The 15,548-nt window shown below is 56.8% G+C and carries 11 protein-coding genes; 7 read left to right on the top strand and 4 right to left on the bottom strand.

Translation table 11 applies throughout. From position 1 onward, the window contains the following. Positions 1-13: 13 nt before the first annotated feature. On the top strand, positions 14-1,375 hold the full coding sequence (locus M3G19_RS03900; RefSeq protein ID WP_259900613.1) for a glycosyltransferase family 4 protein: 1,362 nt from the start codon (positions 14-16) through the stop codon (positions 1,373-1,375). Continuing rightward, complete coding sequence (locus tag M3G19_RS03895) at positions 1,372-3,480, top strand: hypothetical protein (RefSeq protein ID WP_259900611.1); 2,109 nt, start codon at positions 1,372-1,374, stop codon at positions 3,478-3,480. The genes M3G19_RS03900 and M3G19_RS03895 overlap by 4 nt, the downstream gene beginning before the upstream one ends. A gap of 47 nt (positions 3,481-3,527) precedes the next feature. Here the strand turns inward: M3G19_RS03895 and M3G19_RS03890 are convergent, their stop codons facing one another. From M3G19_RS03890 to M3G19_RS03880, 3 genes are all read right to left on the bottom strand, one after another. Continuing rightward, positions 3,528-5,282: a hypothetical protein gene (locus M3G19_RS03890; protein WP_259900605.1), complete on the bottom strand. Its 1,755-nt coding sequence runs from the start codon at positions 5,280-5,282 to the stop codon at positions 3,528-3,530. 75 nt (positions 5,283-5,357) lie between these two features. Beyond that, positions 5,358-6,485 carry a hypothetical protein gene (locus tag M3G19_RS03885; protein WP_259900603.1) on the bottom strand — a complete coding sequence of 376 codons (1,128 nt, stop codon included), beginning with the start codon at positions 6,483-6,485 and terminating at the stop codon, positions 5,358-5,360. Positions 6,486-6,553: 68 nt separating this feature from the next. Beyond that, positions 6,554-7,777, bottom strand: coding sequence for a glycosyltransferase family 4 protein (locus M3G19_RS03880; RefSeq protein ID WP_259900601.1), 1,224 nt, complete (start codon positions 7,775-7,777; stop codon positions 6,554-6,556). 250 nt (positions 7,778-8,027) lie between these two features. Between M3G19_RS03880 and M3G19_RS03875 the strand changes: the two genes are divergently transcribed. The 5 genes from M3G19_RS03875 (at position 8,028) to M3G19_RS03855 (ending at position 13,494) form a co-directional block, all read left to right on the top strand. After that, complete coding sequence (locus tag M3G19_RS03875) at positions 8,028-8,585, top strand: DUF501 domain-containing protein (RefSeq protein ID WP_259900599.1); 558 nt, start codon at positions 8,028-8,030, stop codon at positions 8,583-8,585. Next, positions 8,582-9,517 (top strand): Ppx/GppA phosphatase family protein, encoded by a 936-nt coding sequence (locus tag M3G19_RS03870; RefSeq protein ID WP_259900597.1) that lies wholly within the window; start codon positions 8,582-8,584, stop codon positions 9,515-9,517. Before M3G19_RS03875 ends, M3G19_RS03870 begins: the two co-directional genes overlap by 4 nt. Before the next feature lie 130 nt (positions 9,518-9,647). Beyond that, positions 9,648-10,784 (top strand): non-hydrolyzing UDP-N-acetylglucosamine 2-epimerase, encoded by a 1,137-nt coding sequence (gene wecB, locus M3G19_RS03865; protein ID WP_259900595.1) that lies wholly within the window; start codon positions 9,648-9,650, stop codon positions 10,782-10,784. Between the two features lie 71 nt (positions 10,785-10,855). Beyond that, positions 10,856-12,142, top strand: coding sequence for a glycosyltransferase family 4 protein (locus M3G19_RS03860; RefSeq protein WP_259900593.1), 1,287 nt, complete (start codon positions 10,856-10,858; stop codon positions 12,140-12,142). A 26-nt stretch (positions 12,143-12,168) separates the two neighbouring features. After that, complete coding sequence (locus tag M3G19_RS03855) at positions 12,169-13,494, top strand: glycosyltransferase family 4 protein (RefSeq protein WP_311198333.1); 1,326 nt, start codon at positions 12,169-12,171, stop codon at positions 13,492-13,494. Between the two features lie 18 nt (positions 13,495-13,512). Here M3G19_RS03855 and M3G19_RS03850 read toward each other — a convergent pair whose 3' ends face one another. Continuing rightward, on the bottom strand, positions 13,513-15,411 hold the full coding sequence (locus M3G19_RS03850; protein ID WP_259900590.1) for a glycosyltransferase: 1,899 nt from the start codon (positions 15,409-15,411) through the stop codon (positions 13,513-13,515). Positions 15,412-15,548: the final 137 nt, after the last annotated feature.

Here is a 15,548-nt window from a genome sequence, read left to right as displayed (position 1 = left end):
GCGTCTACGAAGCATGCATCCGACTTCCGATCTCCCCATTCCACGCGAACTCATCGCTCCGTCTTATTCGGACGACGAATTGATTTCGCGGCTCTACCTGGAAAATGCCTACCTGAAGTCTCTTCGGCCGGCGTTCAACGTGGGGGATGGAGCCGAATTGCCCGACCGGGAAAGTCTTGAAGACGATGCCCGGTACGCATTCGTTAGACAATTCCTGCGCGAAACTGAGGATGCCGTGCCGCCGCGGCACCTCATTGTTGCAAATGAGTATCCCTCAAAACCGAAGCGCTACGCGAATGGCTTCATTCATCGTCGTGTGAAGTACTACCAGGCCAAGGGCGTTCAGGTGGATGTCGTGGCTTTTGGTAAACGCGTCCAGAAGGATGTGTACGACTACGACGGAGTCAAGGTCCTTGCGGGGTACGGGAACGAGCTAGCGGGCTTGCTCGCGGCGCGGGAGTACGAGTCCATCAGCGTCCACTTCATGAATTCTGAAATGTGGAAAGTGCTGAAAGATAACATTCCGCACAGCACGACTCTTTTGGTGTACGTGCACGGGTACGAGGCGCGGAACTGGTCGCGTTTGCCCTACGGCATCAAGGATTCTCAATATCTCAACGCGCGTATTGAACGATCCCTGCGCAACGAAGATGTCTGGCGTGAAATCAACAGCACTGGCGAAGCGCACTTTGTCTTTGTGTCCGACTGGTGGCGACGGGCCGCGATGGACGATCTGAATCAAGTATTCGACTCCGAAAACAGCGCCGTCATTCACAATTTTGTCGACACGGATCTGTTCTCTTATGAAGAGAAGAATCAGGACCAACGATTCAAAATTCTATGGGTCAGGAGCGCCCACTCGCACAGCTACGGAGCTGATATCGCTGCAGATTTTCTGCGCCGTCTCCGGGGCACGGACGTGTGGTCCGACCTGGACATCTGCATCGTCGGCGACGGCCAGTTCTTCGGCGAGTTCGATGCATTCGCGGACGATCCTGTAGTTACCATTCGTCGCGAATTCATCGGGCAAGAAGAAATTACGGCTTTGCACAAGAACTATGGATTTTTCCTGGTTCCTACCCGATTTGATACCCAAGGCGTAAGCAGGGACGAAGCGATGTCTTCCGGCCTGATCCCGATAACGTGTCCTGTCACAGCCGTTCCCGAATTCACAGATGAGAAGTCATCTGTCCTGTTCAACGAGGGAGATGCGCAAGCCGCGGTGTCCAAGTACCTCGAGATCCTCGATGATCCCGCGCAGTTCACCGAGATGTCTCGAGCGGCAGCCGATCGGATCAGGAAGCAAAATGGTGCACTGCAGACAGTCGAAAAAGAACTGGCATTGATGAAGAAGCAAGGGGGAGCACTGGCGTGAGCATTCTCATAACGACGAACAGGATCTCCCCTCTGCTGGGAGCGGTGTTGAGCGAGGTCGAGTCAATTGGCATCTCGCCGACTGTGCACTTCCAAAGGGAAGACCGCTTCGTTGGGCCAGCGCCTTATAAACCTCCGTGGCTACACGCTGGTGATGAGCTCATGCGGGCACGGCTCAAGGAAACAGAGAAGTGGGCCTCTGCACCTGCTGTAGTGCTAGCGCTCGGGCTGGCTTCAGCGTCCAAAGCTATCGATGAATTCGCCGGATTCCCCCTCGTTACCCTGATGACTCCCGGCGACCTTGATTTCAGCCCCCAGAATAGAGCGAAATCGCGGACGTTTGCTGCGGTGAATCGACACAGCAGTAGCTTTATCTTTGTCAATGAGTGGGAAATGACGAAGGCGGTTTCGCTCGGTTCTACTACGCCGCACTTCCTGTGGAATCCTGCCGACCTCTCGGCACATGTTGCACCGCTTCATTCAGATGGCGGAAAGATCGCCGTTATCTACGACGATTCCAAGCGGGTAGCGACTGACATCGAGACAGATAGCGCATTCGACAGTTTGAAGGACACAGCTGAGCAACTCGGTAAGAGCGTCGAGTTCATGCCTGCGAATTCTTTCTACTGGTACAGCGACTTCATGATGGGTCGTAAGTTCGCCAATGTGCTCAGACTGAGGTTGAAAGACGTTTCGCACGCCCTGTTCGTGGACGAGGACGCGGACAGCATCATCTCGTACGCGAGCATGGACAATGAGCCGGGAGAGGTGATGGTCGCTTCTTCAGTGGCTGCCGGTCTCATCTGCCGGGAGAAGCCAAACATCGCAGTATCCAGCACTGATACGTGGGCCGCACGTTTGGCAGGAACAGTCGAGGTGCTGGCGGATTTGCCTGAGTCGAGTGTTTCGCTTGGACGCCCCCTGGTTGAGATCCTCGACTCGATCATGGAAGCGCAGGTCCTTCCGGACTATTTCGAGGATTTCGGCGATCTTGATTCTTTCGCGGTGTTCCTTACAGTCGCTGCGGTTGAGAACCGATCTGACGGGGCGCGGCCGCAGCGAATCCGCAATATGTATCTGGCGCTGTCGAGGAGCACCCCGACCATTCAAGTGAATCTCGATCCGACGGTCCTTGGACGACGTTTAAAGCTCATCAGGTCGTGGCTTGATAACGGGATCAATTGTGAGGTCGTCTACGGAGAAAACTCCACGAATCCTGTTCAGAGCGTAGATGCGGTAATACAGACCTATCGGTTCCTCGATGAACTGGCGTCGGGCTACTCCACGCCTTCCTGCTGGTTCGTTCGCGATCTCCACTGGCTCGACCCAGATCTGTTCTCCAAGAAGGCCGCGGCGAAGGCTCGTCAAGCTGGGGCCTTCGAACTGGAGCGCATGTCCCGTTCCGCAGGAACGGTGGCCTCGCCGTCTATCGAAAGTGCTGAACTTTTCAACGAGTTGACCAAAGGCCACATTGATATCAAGTTCCCTCCACATGAGCTGCCCCCAGCTGTTTCGCGGGAGAACTGCGTGCTACTGCGTGGCGGGACCGCAGGGACGACTTTCCTTTACGCAGGAGGAATCGGTGATGCCTACAAGATGGGCATTTACCTCGATGCTGTTGCAGAATTCCTTTCCGGTCATGCAGATGGAGAAGAAGTTTTCTTTGACTTCCTGGTGCGGCCTACTGAACAGTCGACGTTGAAGCGGCAGTTGAGGGACCGAAGACTGCACGGGCACACGTCGATACGCGTGCTCAACGGAAACCTCAACGAATACCGCCCGCTCACCGCGGGCATCGTAGGTGTGCTTTTGCTGGAGTCCGCCTATGCCAACGGGGCGCTGCCGTATAAGTCGGTTTCGTACATCGAGAAGGGAATCCCTTTCCTTGTTTACGAGGGAAGTCCTGCGCACCGGGTGTTCGGCCGACATGGTGTTGTCGAGAGCATTGAGCGGAATGTTAGCGACGTCTTGTCCGTCATGCAGCAGATCACACGTGGTGAGAAGGCATCCAATATCGAATGGCGAAAGGTGTGGGCCGAGGAGAATTGGGATGCTCGAATCCACGCAATGAGGGAGATCGCCGCTGTTGGGTCCCGGGAAGTGTGAACCCAGAACCAAACGAAACTGACTCTTCGTCGCCGTAGATAGGGGAGTTATGGACGCCTCAATATGCGGTTGATGTCGATGACCTGTTCTGTGGCTGCACCGTGCCAAAGGATCGTTTCGAAGAGAATATTCGTCCGATTTCTACCGTCGGACGGGGATTCGATCTCCTTCTCTACTTCTCCCATGGTCAGGTTTGCGAAATCCGTGACAGCCAGAGCTGCCTCCATGGATTCCAGGAAGTCCGCACGGTCCACCTCCCAGTGCGTTGGTTGGATAGTAACCTTATTGTCCTTTGGATCATTACGCGTGGCAGCGACTTCATGGTAGTAGGGCTTACCAATCCATTCTGGTACGAGCATCTCAGTGATTTCTCTGAGCGGTTGGGAACGGATTCGTTCCAGCGGGGAAGCCCCAAATGCCGCGCGCGCTAGGGAAAGACTGAAAAGCGGAGCGACGATGCCGGGATTCGGGGGAGGAATCATCCGGCGGTAATTGGTGTTCATCTCCGTCAAGTCCAATGCATGGAACCCGTTGAATCCTTCGACAAAACTTTCAAGCAAAGCCTCTTGGTAAAGGATTCTTGATCGTTCCCGGATGTCTCTGGAGATAAGCGGCCAGTATTTTAAGGAACGGTCAATATAACGCCGTAGCGCTGGCTCGGCATCGCCTGCAGCCGCCTCCGACTCAAGGTACAGCGACCCCCTAGTCACCTCGCCACCGAGGCCAGAAATAGAGTAGTCGGGTACCGTTTGGCTTGTGGTGTTTTTCGGGGGAGCAGCACGGCGGATGAACGTCGACCAGTGATCTCCTCCCGTGAAAGTGAACCAGTCGCGGGTTCGGGAACGAAGATCGCCGACAGGGGAGTCCGCTTTCAACTCCGATCGGTCGATAGAAACCCAGTCGACATCCTGGGAAAGTGCTCCAACGAGTTCAGCGGCAATCTCAGTTTCCAATTTCGGAGGGAACCACGTTTGGTATTGAGCTGCCATTCCCGCGTTGAGCGTCAATGCCGCGACCAAACGTGAATCTCGCCCGCCACTCAAACCGACAATCGGGCGAGGCAATTCAATCAGCTGTGAAAGTGCCCGGAGGGGAGAAAGAAGAGTCTCCAACGTACCTGTTGCTTTGACTGGTTCGTTGATCTGCTGCTTGAGCTGGGTGCCAAGGGGTGTTGAGCGCAGGGAAAACGTTCCTGGTTTGATGACGAGGCGGCTGCCAGCAGGCACGAGTGATATACCGCGAATGAAGGTAGCTTCGCCTACCGCGCCACCGCAGTAATAGGGCGCCCAAAAATCCTCATTGGATTCGCACTGACGCCGTCGGGCAAGAGCTGCTGCCGGAATGCTGTTTGATACGACGGTGAAGTTTTTCTCGCGTGCGTAATAAATCCGCCCCGCGCCAAATGAATCGTTGTAACAGACAACGCTCTCGCTCGGTTTCTTGACCTGGAATATGGCCAACGGAGCTGGAAAATCAGCGATATCGGCCTTGCCAGAATGCACGCGCCCGAAAAAGCGAGTGAGGCCATGCTCCGGCTTCTGGATACACTCTTCCTCATAAATTGAATGCGAAGAAACCGTCATGGCATCTTCTCCCTGCTGGTTGAGAAATGACCCAGCCAGGGGCTCGAAATAACCGGGTGTGTAGAAAGCCCCTAGACGGTCAGTCTCGAGGCTGACCAATTCGTCGTTGGGAATAGAGAAGAACTCCCGCAAATCCCGCTTAAGCCGCTCGAAAGAAATCGGCTCCTCCGAGCAAACCGCAAGGAAAAGAGGTTCCTTGCGGTACATACCTGTTGTCATGGAGCCACAATAGCGCAGCAGCGACTTTGCCCGGTGTCCGTCGCAGCTCGTGGACTCCTACTCCTATGAAATGTCCTAGAGGTCTCGTGGCTGGAACGCCTGGTTCAGGAGGTGCTCCCTTTGCTCGAAGTACTCGGAGGCATCGGGGAGTTCGCATCGACCGGATAGTGCCAATCTGAAGTTGACGTTCAAAAGGTCGGTCGGGGTAGCGATGTACGGAGGCTGGAGATCGAGAAGTTTTCCTAATTTTTCTTCGAAATTAGCGAGCACTGGGATCCCCGCCACGAAGGCCTCCTCTGTAAGGGTATTCCACGCTCCACCGCTCAAACTATCAATGAAGATGGTGCCCTCGACCGGCTCAGAGCCGTCCGCTTCGACGAAGTCGATCATCGGGAACTGGGAGCGCAAAGACTCGAGAGCCTCCTGCTCTTCTTCCGTGCGGTGGCGCACAGCGATGATTGCGGTGATGATGTCATCCAGATCGCTCTGTTTCTGGATGGAGCTGTTTTCTGGAAGCACCGGCGGCAACCACTTGGCGGTTGGCTCGATGAGAAGAACCGAAGCATCATCGGAAAGAATCGTCGAAGCACGCTGAGCAGCAATCTTGAGTGCAAGCGTCGCGGCTCGCTGGCCTTCCGGAGAGATGAACTCTCCATCGGAGATAGACAGTGCATCCGGGCTAGTCCAATTGAAGAAGCCGAGGCCGCTGTTCCTGAGCTGATGCGCAAGGTTTAATCCGGTGCCCATAGCTTCCACGAACAACGGCTCGTAGTCTGTGGCGACCAAAGCGTCTGCACGCTTCACAAGCTTTGACCACGTTTGGAAGGTGTCTTCGATGTCTCCCGAGGCCGGCCCCAGAACCTCCCAATCGCCGTTTTCAGTGCGCATGACGATCTGGGACTTCACAGCGTATGCAATGCGCTGCTCGCTTGCGTCGACTGCCGTGAAAAGCGGCGCAAGCCGGCGAAGAGGAGTCCGTCCGAACAGTGGGCCGGTGGACTCGGGGGCCGGCTCGATCTCTGCTCGAATAGAACCAGTCTTAGCCGGAGACGACGCGGACTCGTTGCTCTTGGCTTCGGCGGCGTCCCATGCGGCGAAGAGACTTGTCTCCTGATTCTCCCAGGTGTGTTCTTCGCGGATTTTCTCGACGTTCTGCTTGAGCTGCGGCAGCCTCTTCATCGCCCGCTCGATGGCCGCAGCCATATCGGCTGGGTCATTCGCCGCGTGTGTTTCACCGATGTCGTGCTGGCGGATGAACTGCCCCTGAGCCTTCAGATCGCTGCCGACGATCGGGAGACCGGAAACGATGTATTCAGAATCTTCGTGGCAAGAGCCTGTTCGTGGGCTGGGGTGCTAAACAGCGGGCTAAGTCCGATATCAGCAGAAGAAATGTAACTGGTGACATTGCTAGATGGGACGTAGTCCACGATGTGGAGACGGTTCCTAATCTTGAGTTGATTGCCCATCTGGAGGATCTTGTTGCGGGGAGCAGAGTCGCGCGAACCCACGAATGCAAGGTGGAGTCCGGGGACCTTAGCCGCCGCGGCAACAGCGTCGAAGACACCGCGTCGCTCCGCAAGCTTGCCCACGTAGATAGCAAGTGGCTCGCCTTCGGGAATTCCAAGTTCCTCTCGCAGCGACACGCGCGCTGGGTCGGGGTTCGGGGTAAAGGCACCGACAGGGGCGTTTTCAACAACGAACGGACGCTCCTCAAGGTGGTGGCGCTTGGCAAGGGAAGCCGCGAGCTGATCGGACACAGTGATAGTGGCATCTGCGCGCTTGATCATGTCGGCTTCCAAGTTGAGCCAACCGAAGCGGTGCTGCGCCGGTCCGCTGAAGCGCTGCCCCGGCAGGTACTCGTGGGCATCGTAAACCCACGGTACGTAGACTCCTTGCGCCAGCATATCTTCGTGATAGGTAGCGGCAGCCGACATGGGGTGCCGGTCGTGGACGTGGATAATGTCCGGTTGAATTGTACGGAGAGCTTCCAAGAATGCGCCTTCGAAGCCCGAGATCTGCGGCCAGAGTTCACGCCACTCACCGGGAAGTCCGCTGCGCAGCCAAGGCTTTGCGTTGCGTGCGTTGACAGTGGCACGCAGTCCGCGCCGGTAGGCCGCGTTTGCCGGGCGAATGACTTTATTGACCGCACCCAACCAGTTTTTGGCCGGGCGGTTCGGTGCAGCGAACTTATTCGGGGCAAGGAGGTGCGGAAGAGAGCGGACAGAGTCGGCATCTGCGAAGTAGCGGGCAACCGTCACGCCCCACTCGCGGCTCTTGTCTTCGAATTCTTTTTGTTTACGGTCGACAAAGTCCTCTGCGGGCTCCGAGTCGTCATTCAGCGCGCGACGCCACTGGTTGTACTCTGTCCAGTCCGGAAGTGGGCGCAGGATCGGGATAGATCGGTAGGAACCGTAAAACGGAACGGTCTTGTCCTTGATGCCTACAAGATAGACATCGTATCCGGCTTTAGCGGCGGAGACTGCCGCCTTCTCCACTCGGGAGTCTCCTTCTACCGAGTTTCCTACTAGCATCGCCATTTTGCGTTGCGCTGACATTTCGACCCCACGTCCACGATTGCCAATAAACCTATAGCCAGAATGCTCCTGTGAAAGAGCGGGCAACTCTCTGGAAAACTACCACATGTCGCAGAGTCTGTTGGGGCTAGAGGTGTGTTATGTGTCTCTGTTTGCACAGTGTCTCCGCACCGCTCCAATGCATGAAACTGGCTGTGGAACAATAGCGCACATGAAAGTGAGTGAGAGTGATCTTGCGATCGTTGAGAAACAACTAGGGCGCGCGCCGCGAGGCGTCCTTGAGGTTGCGTATCGCACGCCTGACGGGCAACCAGCCGTAGTCAAGACCGCACCCAAGCTTGACGACGGCACGCCGTTCCCAACTCTCTACTACCTCACCGATCCCAGGCTGACGGCAGAAGCATCCAGGCTGGAAGTCGCCCAGGTGATGAAGTGGATGGAGGCCCGGCTCAACGAAGAATCTCCGGAGGGCGAAGTCCTCCGTGCGGACTATCAAGCTGCCCACGAGAACTACCTGCGGGAGCGGAACTCAATTCACGATCTCGGCACCGACTTTTCGGGAGGCGGAATGCCAAGCCGCGTCAAATGCCTCCATGTGCTGATCGCTTATGCTCTGGCAGAAGGGCCAAAGCGGGTTCAGCTTGGCACGGAGGCAGTGGCTCTTGCCGCCGCGCACGCCGGTTTGGGAGGAACTGCTATTCCGTCTGATTGGCCGACCCTTGCTGAGCTCGGCATTTCACTCGAAAGCGCTGGAGAGGGGCTGGCATGACACGTGTAGCTGCGGTTGATTGCGGCACTAATTCCATCCGCCTCCTCATCCACGATGATGAAGCAGGTGAAATTTCCCGCCGCAACACGATCGTCCGGCTTGGCCAAGGGGTCGATGAGACCGGGCGGTTCGCGGAAAGCGCCATTGCGCGAACACGCGCTGCGCTCGAGTCCTACGTCGAGGAGATGCAGCGAGAGAACGTGAGCCGAGTACGTATGGTCGCAACCTCGGCAACCCGGGACGCATCAAACCGCGATGCGTTCTTTGAGATGTCTCGCGATCTGCTCGGCCAAATTGAGCCAGGCGTCGGCGCAGAGGTGATCAGCGGGGAGGAGGAAGCAGCGCTGTCGTTCCGTGGTGCCACCGCCGACATAGATGAAGGGCGTGGACCATTCTGTGTGATCGACCTTGGTGGCGGTTCCACTGAGTTCGTCATGGAAGTCGAGAGCACAATTCGCGCGCTTTCCACCCAAATGGGATGCGTGCGCATGACCGAACGATTCATGCATTCGGATCCTGCGACGGAATCCGAAACGCAAGCAGCGCGACGCTATATCCGCCAGCGCGTGCACGAAGCTTTGGCTGCCGTACCTCTCGCGAGCGCCCGTGAAGTGATCGGTTGCGCCGGGACATTCACTACGTTGTCAGCGCTGGCGCAGGGATTAGACGTCTATGATGCCGAGCGTATTCACATGTCGGAGCTTTCCTTCGATGACATGCGTGTCATGACTGCGTACGTGCGTAGCCAAACTGCGGAACAACGTCGTGCGAATTCGGTGGTTCACGCAGGGCGCGCGGATGTCATTGGGTCTGGCGCGGTCATCGTTGAAGAGCTCATGGACGTTATTGAGCGTGAGGCGGGCGTAAGTAGCTTCGTGATCAGCGAAAAGGACATCCTTGACGGAATAGTTGCCGAATTGGATCAGGACTAGCCGTGGCAGCGGTTGACGGTTCATTGCCGTTTCAAAGCTGTGTAGATTATTAGGGGTCAAGCCCCGCCTATGATGGGCGTTTAGCCGCGCCCAGTGAAGTAAGGAAGACGTGTCCCGACGACCTAGAATCATGACGATCTATGGCACGCGACCTGAAGCGATCAAGGTCGCGCCGGTGGTGAGCCGTCTTCAAACCGATGAGAGATTCGAGTCTGTCGTCGTTTCCACAGGCCAGCACCACGAAATGCTGCGTCAGGTGAACCAGCGTTTCGGCATCGATCCTGATCATGACTTAGCGCTGATGAAGCCGAACCAGACTCTCAACGAGATAGTTTCGCGGGCGGTTTTCGGGCTCGACGCGATCATCGACACCGAGCAGCCCGACGTCATTATTTCTCAGGGGGACACGTCGACGGCAATGGCTGCAGCCCTTGCTGGTTTCCATCGCGGTGTGGATATTGTGCACCTCGAAGCTGGGTTGCGCACTGGAAACATCAGCTCGCCGTTTCCGGAGGAAGCAAACCGCAAAATCATCAGTCAGGTGGCGTGCCTTCATCTTGCTCCCACTCCGGACGCGAAAGAGAATTTGCGGCGGGAAAATATCCACAGCAAGGACATCGTCGTCACCGGAAACACAGTCATTGATTCCTTGCTCGAAGCCTCGCAATGGAATGTTCCCTTTGACGATGAACGGCTTGCTGCTCTGAGCAATACGTCTGACCGCATGGTTCTGGTGACAACACACCGCCGGGAAAACTTGGAAGTGATGGCGGAAATCGCTGGGGCGATCCGAGACCTCGCGGCATCACACCAGGACACTTATTCTGTGTTGCCGCTGCACTTGAACCCGAAGGTTCGTCTAGGTATTTTGCCGGTGCTGGAGGATTTACCGAATGCGATCATCGCTGATCCATTACCGTACGACCAGTTCATCGCCTTGATGAATCGCGCGCATATTGTGCTCACAGACTCAGGCGGAGTCCAGGAGGAAGCTCCTTCACTCGGAAAGCCAGTGCTGGTGATGCGCGAGAATACCGAGCGGCCGGAGGCAGTGCTGGCGGGAGCAGTGAAGCTCGTCGGCTCTGACCGCGACTTGATCGTTGCAGAAGTGACTAATCTGCTGGAAAACACGGTGTCCTACGAGGCGATGGCCAACGCAGTCAATCCTTACGGTGACGGCCAAGCCGCGCATCGAGCAGTTGAAGCGATCGCTGAGCTGAAAGGCGTCGGCACCCGAGTAGAAGAGTTCCAGCCGAAGTATCCGTAGCGGATACGATCAGAATCACCGTATTAAGCGGAGCAGGCTTAGTGGTACGAGAATCCAGGGAGGAGACTGGCGTGAAGATTCTGATCATCTCGCAATACTGGGCTCCTGAAAACGGCGTTCCTCAACGACGGTGGTCGTGGTTGACGCGGATTCTCCTCGAGGCTGGTCACGATGTCCGAGTGCTTGCTCCGCCTCCTCACTATTTGAGGAAACAGACTTTTCGGGAGTGGGTGCGCAGCCGCGTCGACCGCGTCAAAAATGCAGTTGACACCGGCCCCGCCGGCGAGACGATTTACCGCTCGGGGTATTTCCCTGGTGGCATGTCGATCACGCAAAAAGTGATCAACCAGGCGTCCGTGGCACTCGGGGCAATGCGGATGGTGGCCCGCAGAAACGGGCGAATCCAGGTATTCGCGCCGGATGTGATCATTGGCACGGTGCCCGCCCTACCGACGGCTGTGGTCACGTATGTCACGTCAAAGCGTCTTCATGCTCCGTACATCATCGATCTGCGTGATGCTTGGCCGGAATTGCTCGAATATTCCGATCAGTGGAATGCCGCTACAGGAGGGGTATCTTTCCGCCAGAAGGTCTTTTCCAAAGGGCCTCTTCAGCTCGTCTCTTCGCTGACTCACCATGTGCTCCACTTCGTGTACAAACGGGCGGCTGCGATCATCGTGACCGCAGAGGATCTTGCTGAACAGCTCCGAACAGATGACGTAGACGGCCCGCCGGTCGTAACAGTTCGCAACGTCTTTCCCGCGGAGACGGACATCCGTCGGAGGCATGAGACTGAAAAAGATTCTTTGCGTGTGCTCTACGCCGGGACTCTCGGTCGTGCGCAGAATCTTAAGAATGCCCTGCATGCCGCACAGCTTGTGCGTGATCAAGGCGTGGATATCAAGCTCCGCTTTGTTGGAGCTGGAGCAGCCCGAGACGAATTGGAGAAAGCAGCGCAACAGATGGGGCTCGACGCCGAATTTGTGCATCGCAGGAGCAGCAACGATCTAGCCGAGCACTATCTGTGGGCGGATACCGCACTTGTGCATCTGACTGATTGGGAGCCGCTACGCCGCGCCGTCCCCTCAAAGACGTACGAACTGATCGGTCAGAAAATTCATATCTCCGGAGTGGTCGCCGGTGAAACCGCACGACTCATTTCACGCCTCGAAGTCGGGGACGTAGTGCCTCCGGAACAACCGGAAAAACTGGCGGACCTTTGGTGCGAATTAGCCCGTCATCCGGAGCGGCTGAGCGTCGGAGATAAAGGAGCCGCATGGCTAGAAAAAGAGCGGGAAGAGAACGCTCCCGCAGTCTTTTTGCATAGCGTTGAGCGTGCTGCGGAGTGTTCGAAGTGAAATCCGCTTCGCTTTTCCTGTCCTCAATGGCCTATCAGCTGGCACGTGATCCGTTAGACCTCGCCAATAAAGTGTCGGTGCGGCTGCGTGGACAGGCCATGAATTCTCACGCGACATTCGCCCCGCTCGGAGGCTCGCGTAAACGGGATTTCGATGTGCCTATTCTCACCTCCTCCGCGGCTCTCGGGGAGGAGCGTGTACTGCAAGTGTTGACGAACTCGTTACCGTTTTCACACGGTGGTTACGCCCACCGGAGCCATGAACTACTGAGGGCATTGAATTCCGGAGGGTTTGAAGCTTCCGCTATCACTCGTCTTGGTTATCCCGCCGTCATCGGTCGTTGGCCGTCGCGCGAAACTGATGTGATCGACAACGTGGAATACTCCCGAGCATTGCCGACGTGGCACCCGCTGAGTTTCTCACGGAGCATCCGGGCCCAAGCGAACCTCATCGTCGAGGAGGCTGTTCAACGTCGGGCGGGGGTTCTGCACACGACCACGCCATGGCCCAATGCCGCCGCGACGTCGATAGCAGCTCAGATCCTGGGCATACCGTGGGTGTACGAGGTTAGAGGGGAACCCGAATCAACGTGGGCAGCGGCTCAACCTCATCCGGAGGAGGCGCTGGCCAGCGAGTTCTACCAGTCCTCGAAAAGCAAAGAGACAGAAGCGATGCTTGCTGCTGCCACTGTTGTCGTTTTGAGCGAGGTGTCTCTCAGCGAGGCGCGGTCTCGTGGCGTGGGTAGAGCACACATCATTCCTAACTCCGTCAGGGAAGCGGAGCTCTCCCGCGCTATCCCGCCAGAGGATGCCCGAGCGAAACTGGGACTTGGCTCTGGACCCTTCATTGGGGCGGTCAGCTCGATTGTCGATTACGAAGGATTCGACAATGTTATTTGCGCGCTCCCTTACCTGCCAGAGAACGTCAAAGCTCTCTTCGTCGGCGACGGAAGTGTGCTTCCCGCACTGAGAGAATTGGCCGCGGAACTGGGCGTAAGGGACCGAGTAGTTTTCGCTGGGCGGCAGGCACCAGAAGAGATCACGGACTGGTACTGCGCGCTCGATGTCTTCGTCGCCCCCAGGAAGGACACCCGGGTGACGCGCGTGGTCACGCCGATGAAAATGCAACGGGCGCAGTCCTTCGGAATTCCCGTCGTGTGCAGCGACCTTCCCGCGCTCAGGGAAGTGACTGGGGGAGAGGCTTTCTATATCCCACCGGACGATCCGCGTGCCTTAGCAGACACTGTGCTTCGTGCCCTCGACCGCGGGCGGGAAACACGTGCGCCGTCGCAGATTTCGACGTGGGAAATGGGTGCTTCGCGTCTCATCGAGATGTACCGGGACCTTTCTTAAAGTCCCCGAATACTCCGCTTAGACCTCCACGTGCGCGATGTTGAGACCGTGTGTTTCCACAACCGAGTTAGCGAGAATCTCTGCCTCCGAGATATTCCAGGTGTGTTCTGAATTCCCGCGCACGCACAGGTAGTTGAAGCTGTCCGACGAGTAGACGCGTCGTCCTTTGCTTTCCAATTCGATCAACAGATCGCTGTCCTCGCCTTTGGTTCTGTTGGCGAAGGGCGTTTCGTCAAAGACTTCTTTCCACCCCACCAAGGTCGAACCAGATACGAACCGGTGCCACGTGTGCTCCCGCCGCGGCCATCGACGAACCACAGAGTCGATGCTTGGCAGGTAGAAGTACAACGAGGCTTTTCCAACCAGATCGGCATTACTGATGCACAAAGTGTTCACCTGGTCACGCAGGTAATTGGGCAGGTAGTAATCGTCGTCATCAAATTTGGCGATGATATCTCCGCTGGCGTGGGCGATCATGAGGTTGAGGCAATAGCCGAGGGAGGTTGAACCATCGGCGGAAAGGACAGTCACATCGTCGATACCTGCTCGGCGTGCACGGCTAGTAAAGTCCGCGGCGATGTCGATTCCGTGGCCCACGACGAGTAGCTCGATTTCGGGATAAGTCTGATGCGCGACCTGCTCGAGGAGATGGTCGAGCTCGCTGTCGCGGTTCGTGGAGCAGATGACGGAGACCTTGGGCGTTGTGCGTTCGTCGTGCTCAAAACCGAGAGCGTGCAGGACGGATTCTGCACGATGGCGGTAAGAGTGCTCTTCCCAGATACGGCGTTGGGCGCGGTGAACGGTTCTGCGCCGGAGCTGGTCCGAGTTCGTCAGCGCGCGAATGACAAGTTCAGCCTCCTCCTCTGTGCTGGCAGACGGAACCTCCTCCGGTGTGAAGAAATTCCGAAGCGCTGCTGATTCGGTGGAAATGACAGGGGTTCCGGATGCCACGATTTCAAAAATGCGCCGCGCGCACATGCTTGGGCTTTCCGTCACCGAATTCACGTTCAAGAAGGTCTTGAACGAGCGGTATGCTCCGAGCATTTGGGCATAGGGCAATGAGCCGGCGACATGCTTCGACCAGCGGCGGGGGAATTGGTATTTCTTCTCGCCACCTGCATGCCGAGAGAAGATGGTGAACTTGAGACCGTAGCTTTCCGCCGCATTGTGTGCAGCGCCGAGCAGAAGATCCATCTGCTTTCTCCGCTCGGGATATTTCTCCCGGAAGTACGTGCCGGCGAATGCGACATCACCGACGGGTTCCTCAACTCCATTTCGAGCAGGATTGTGCACAGCAGGTTGCGCCGCGAAGGGAAGTACCATCACGTTCTCGTGGCCCAAAGCTGCGGCGTACTGCGAAAGCAAATTGGAGTCGGTGGTGGCGACAACGTCGAACAGCCTCGCAGTGTTCAAGAAGTCGTCGTAGTGCGGGGGATCTTCTTTATTCCAGAAGAAAGTGGGCACTCCGATCTTCTTGCAGGCATCCACGACTCGTGTCAGCTCAGCAGACGGCGAGTTCGGGCCAGTGAGTTGATACTGCCATTGCCCGTCATTTCCATTCCAGGCTGATTCAACGAAGAAAAAGTCCAGATCAGACAGCTCTTCTTCGGTTGCGCCAGGTGTGACTGGCACTAGATTGAATTCTGGCCCCCATGCGGAAAGGGAGAACTCATCCATGATGTAACCGACGCGAAACGGAAAATGGGGTTGCTTCACAGGTGCATGGAGCGGGCTGTTCGTGGTGACCGCTGGAAAACCCCCCGCTTCCGCACGAGCCTTGGACCGGCTCCTTTGCCGCGAGACGATCTTGCGCGCCTGGACAATGACGGGTTTCGGAGCGTGCTGGAAGAATGCTCGCCGAGACTTCGCTTTGATGCGTCTCAAAAGCTGAGCGCTGTCGACCGAGCCAAGCCGCATGGTTGTTCCACTCCTTCGCGTGCTTTCGCTAGACCGCCCGTGATGCGTGAAGGGGCGGCTGGAAATACATAGGTGTAGATTACCGCGCGACTAACCAGGTGACTTTGCGCAGCCGCAAGTGGCTCTCTCGCCTGCAT

The sequence above is a fragment of the Corynebacterium sp. p3-SID1194 genome (assembly GCF_025144155.1).
Classification (GTDB): Bacteria; Actinomycetota; Actinomycetes; order Mycobacteriales; family Mycobacteriaceae; genus Corynebacterium.
Note: the sequence above shows the minus strand (reverse complement) of the source record. Positions and strands in the feature narration are given on the sequence as shown.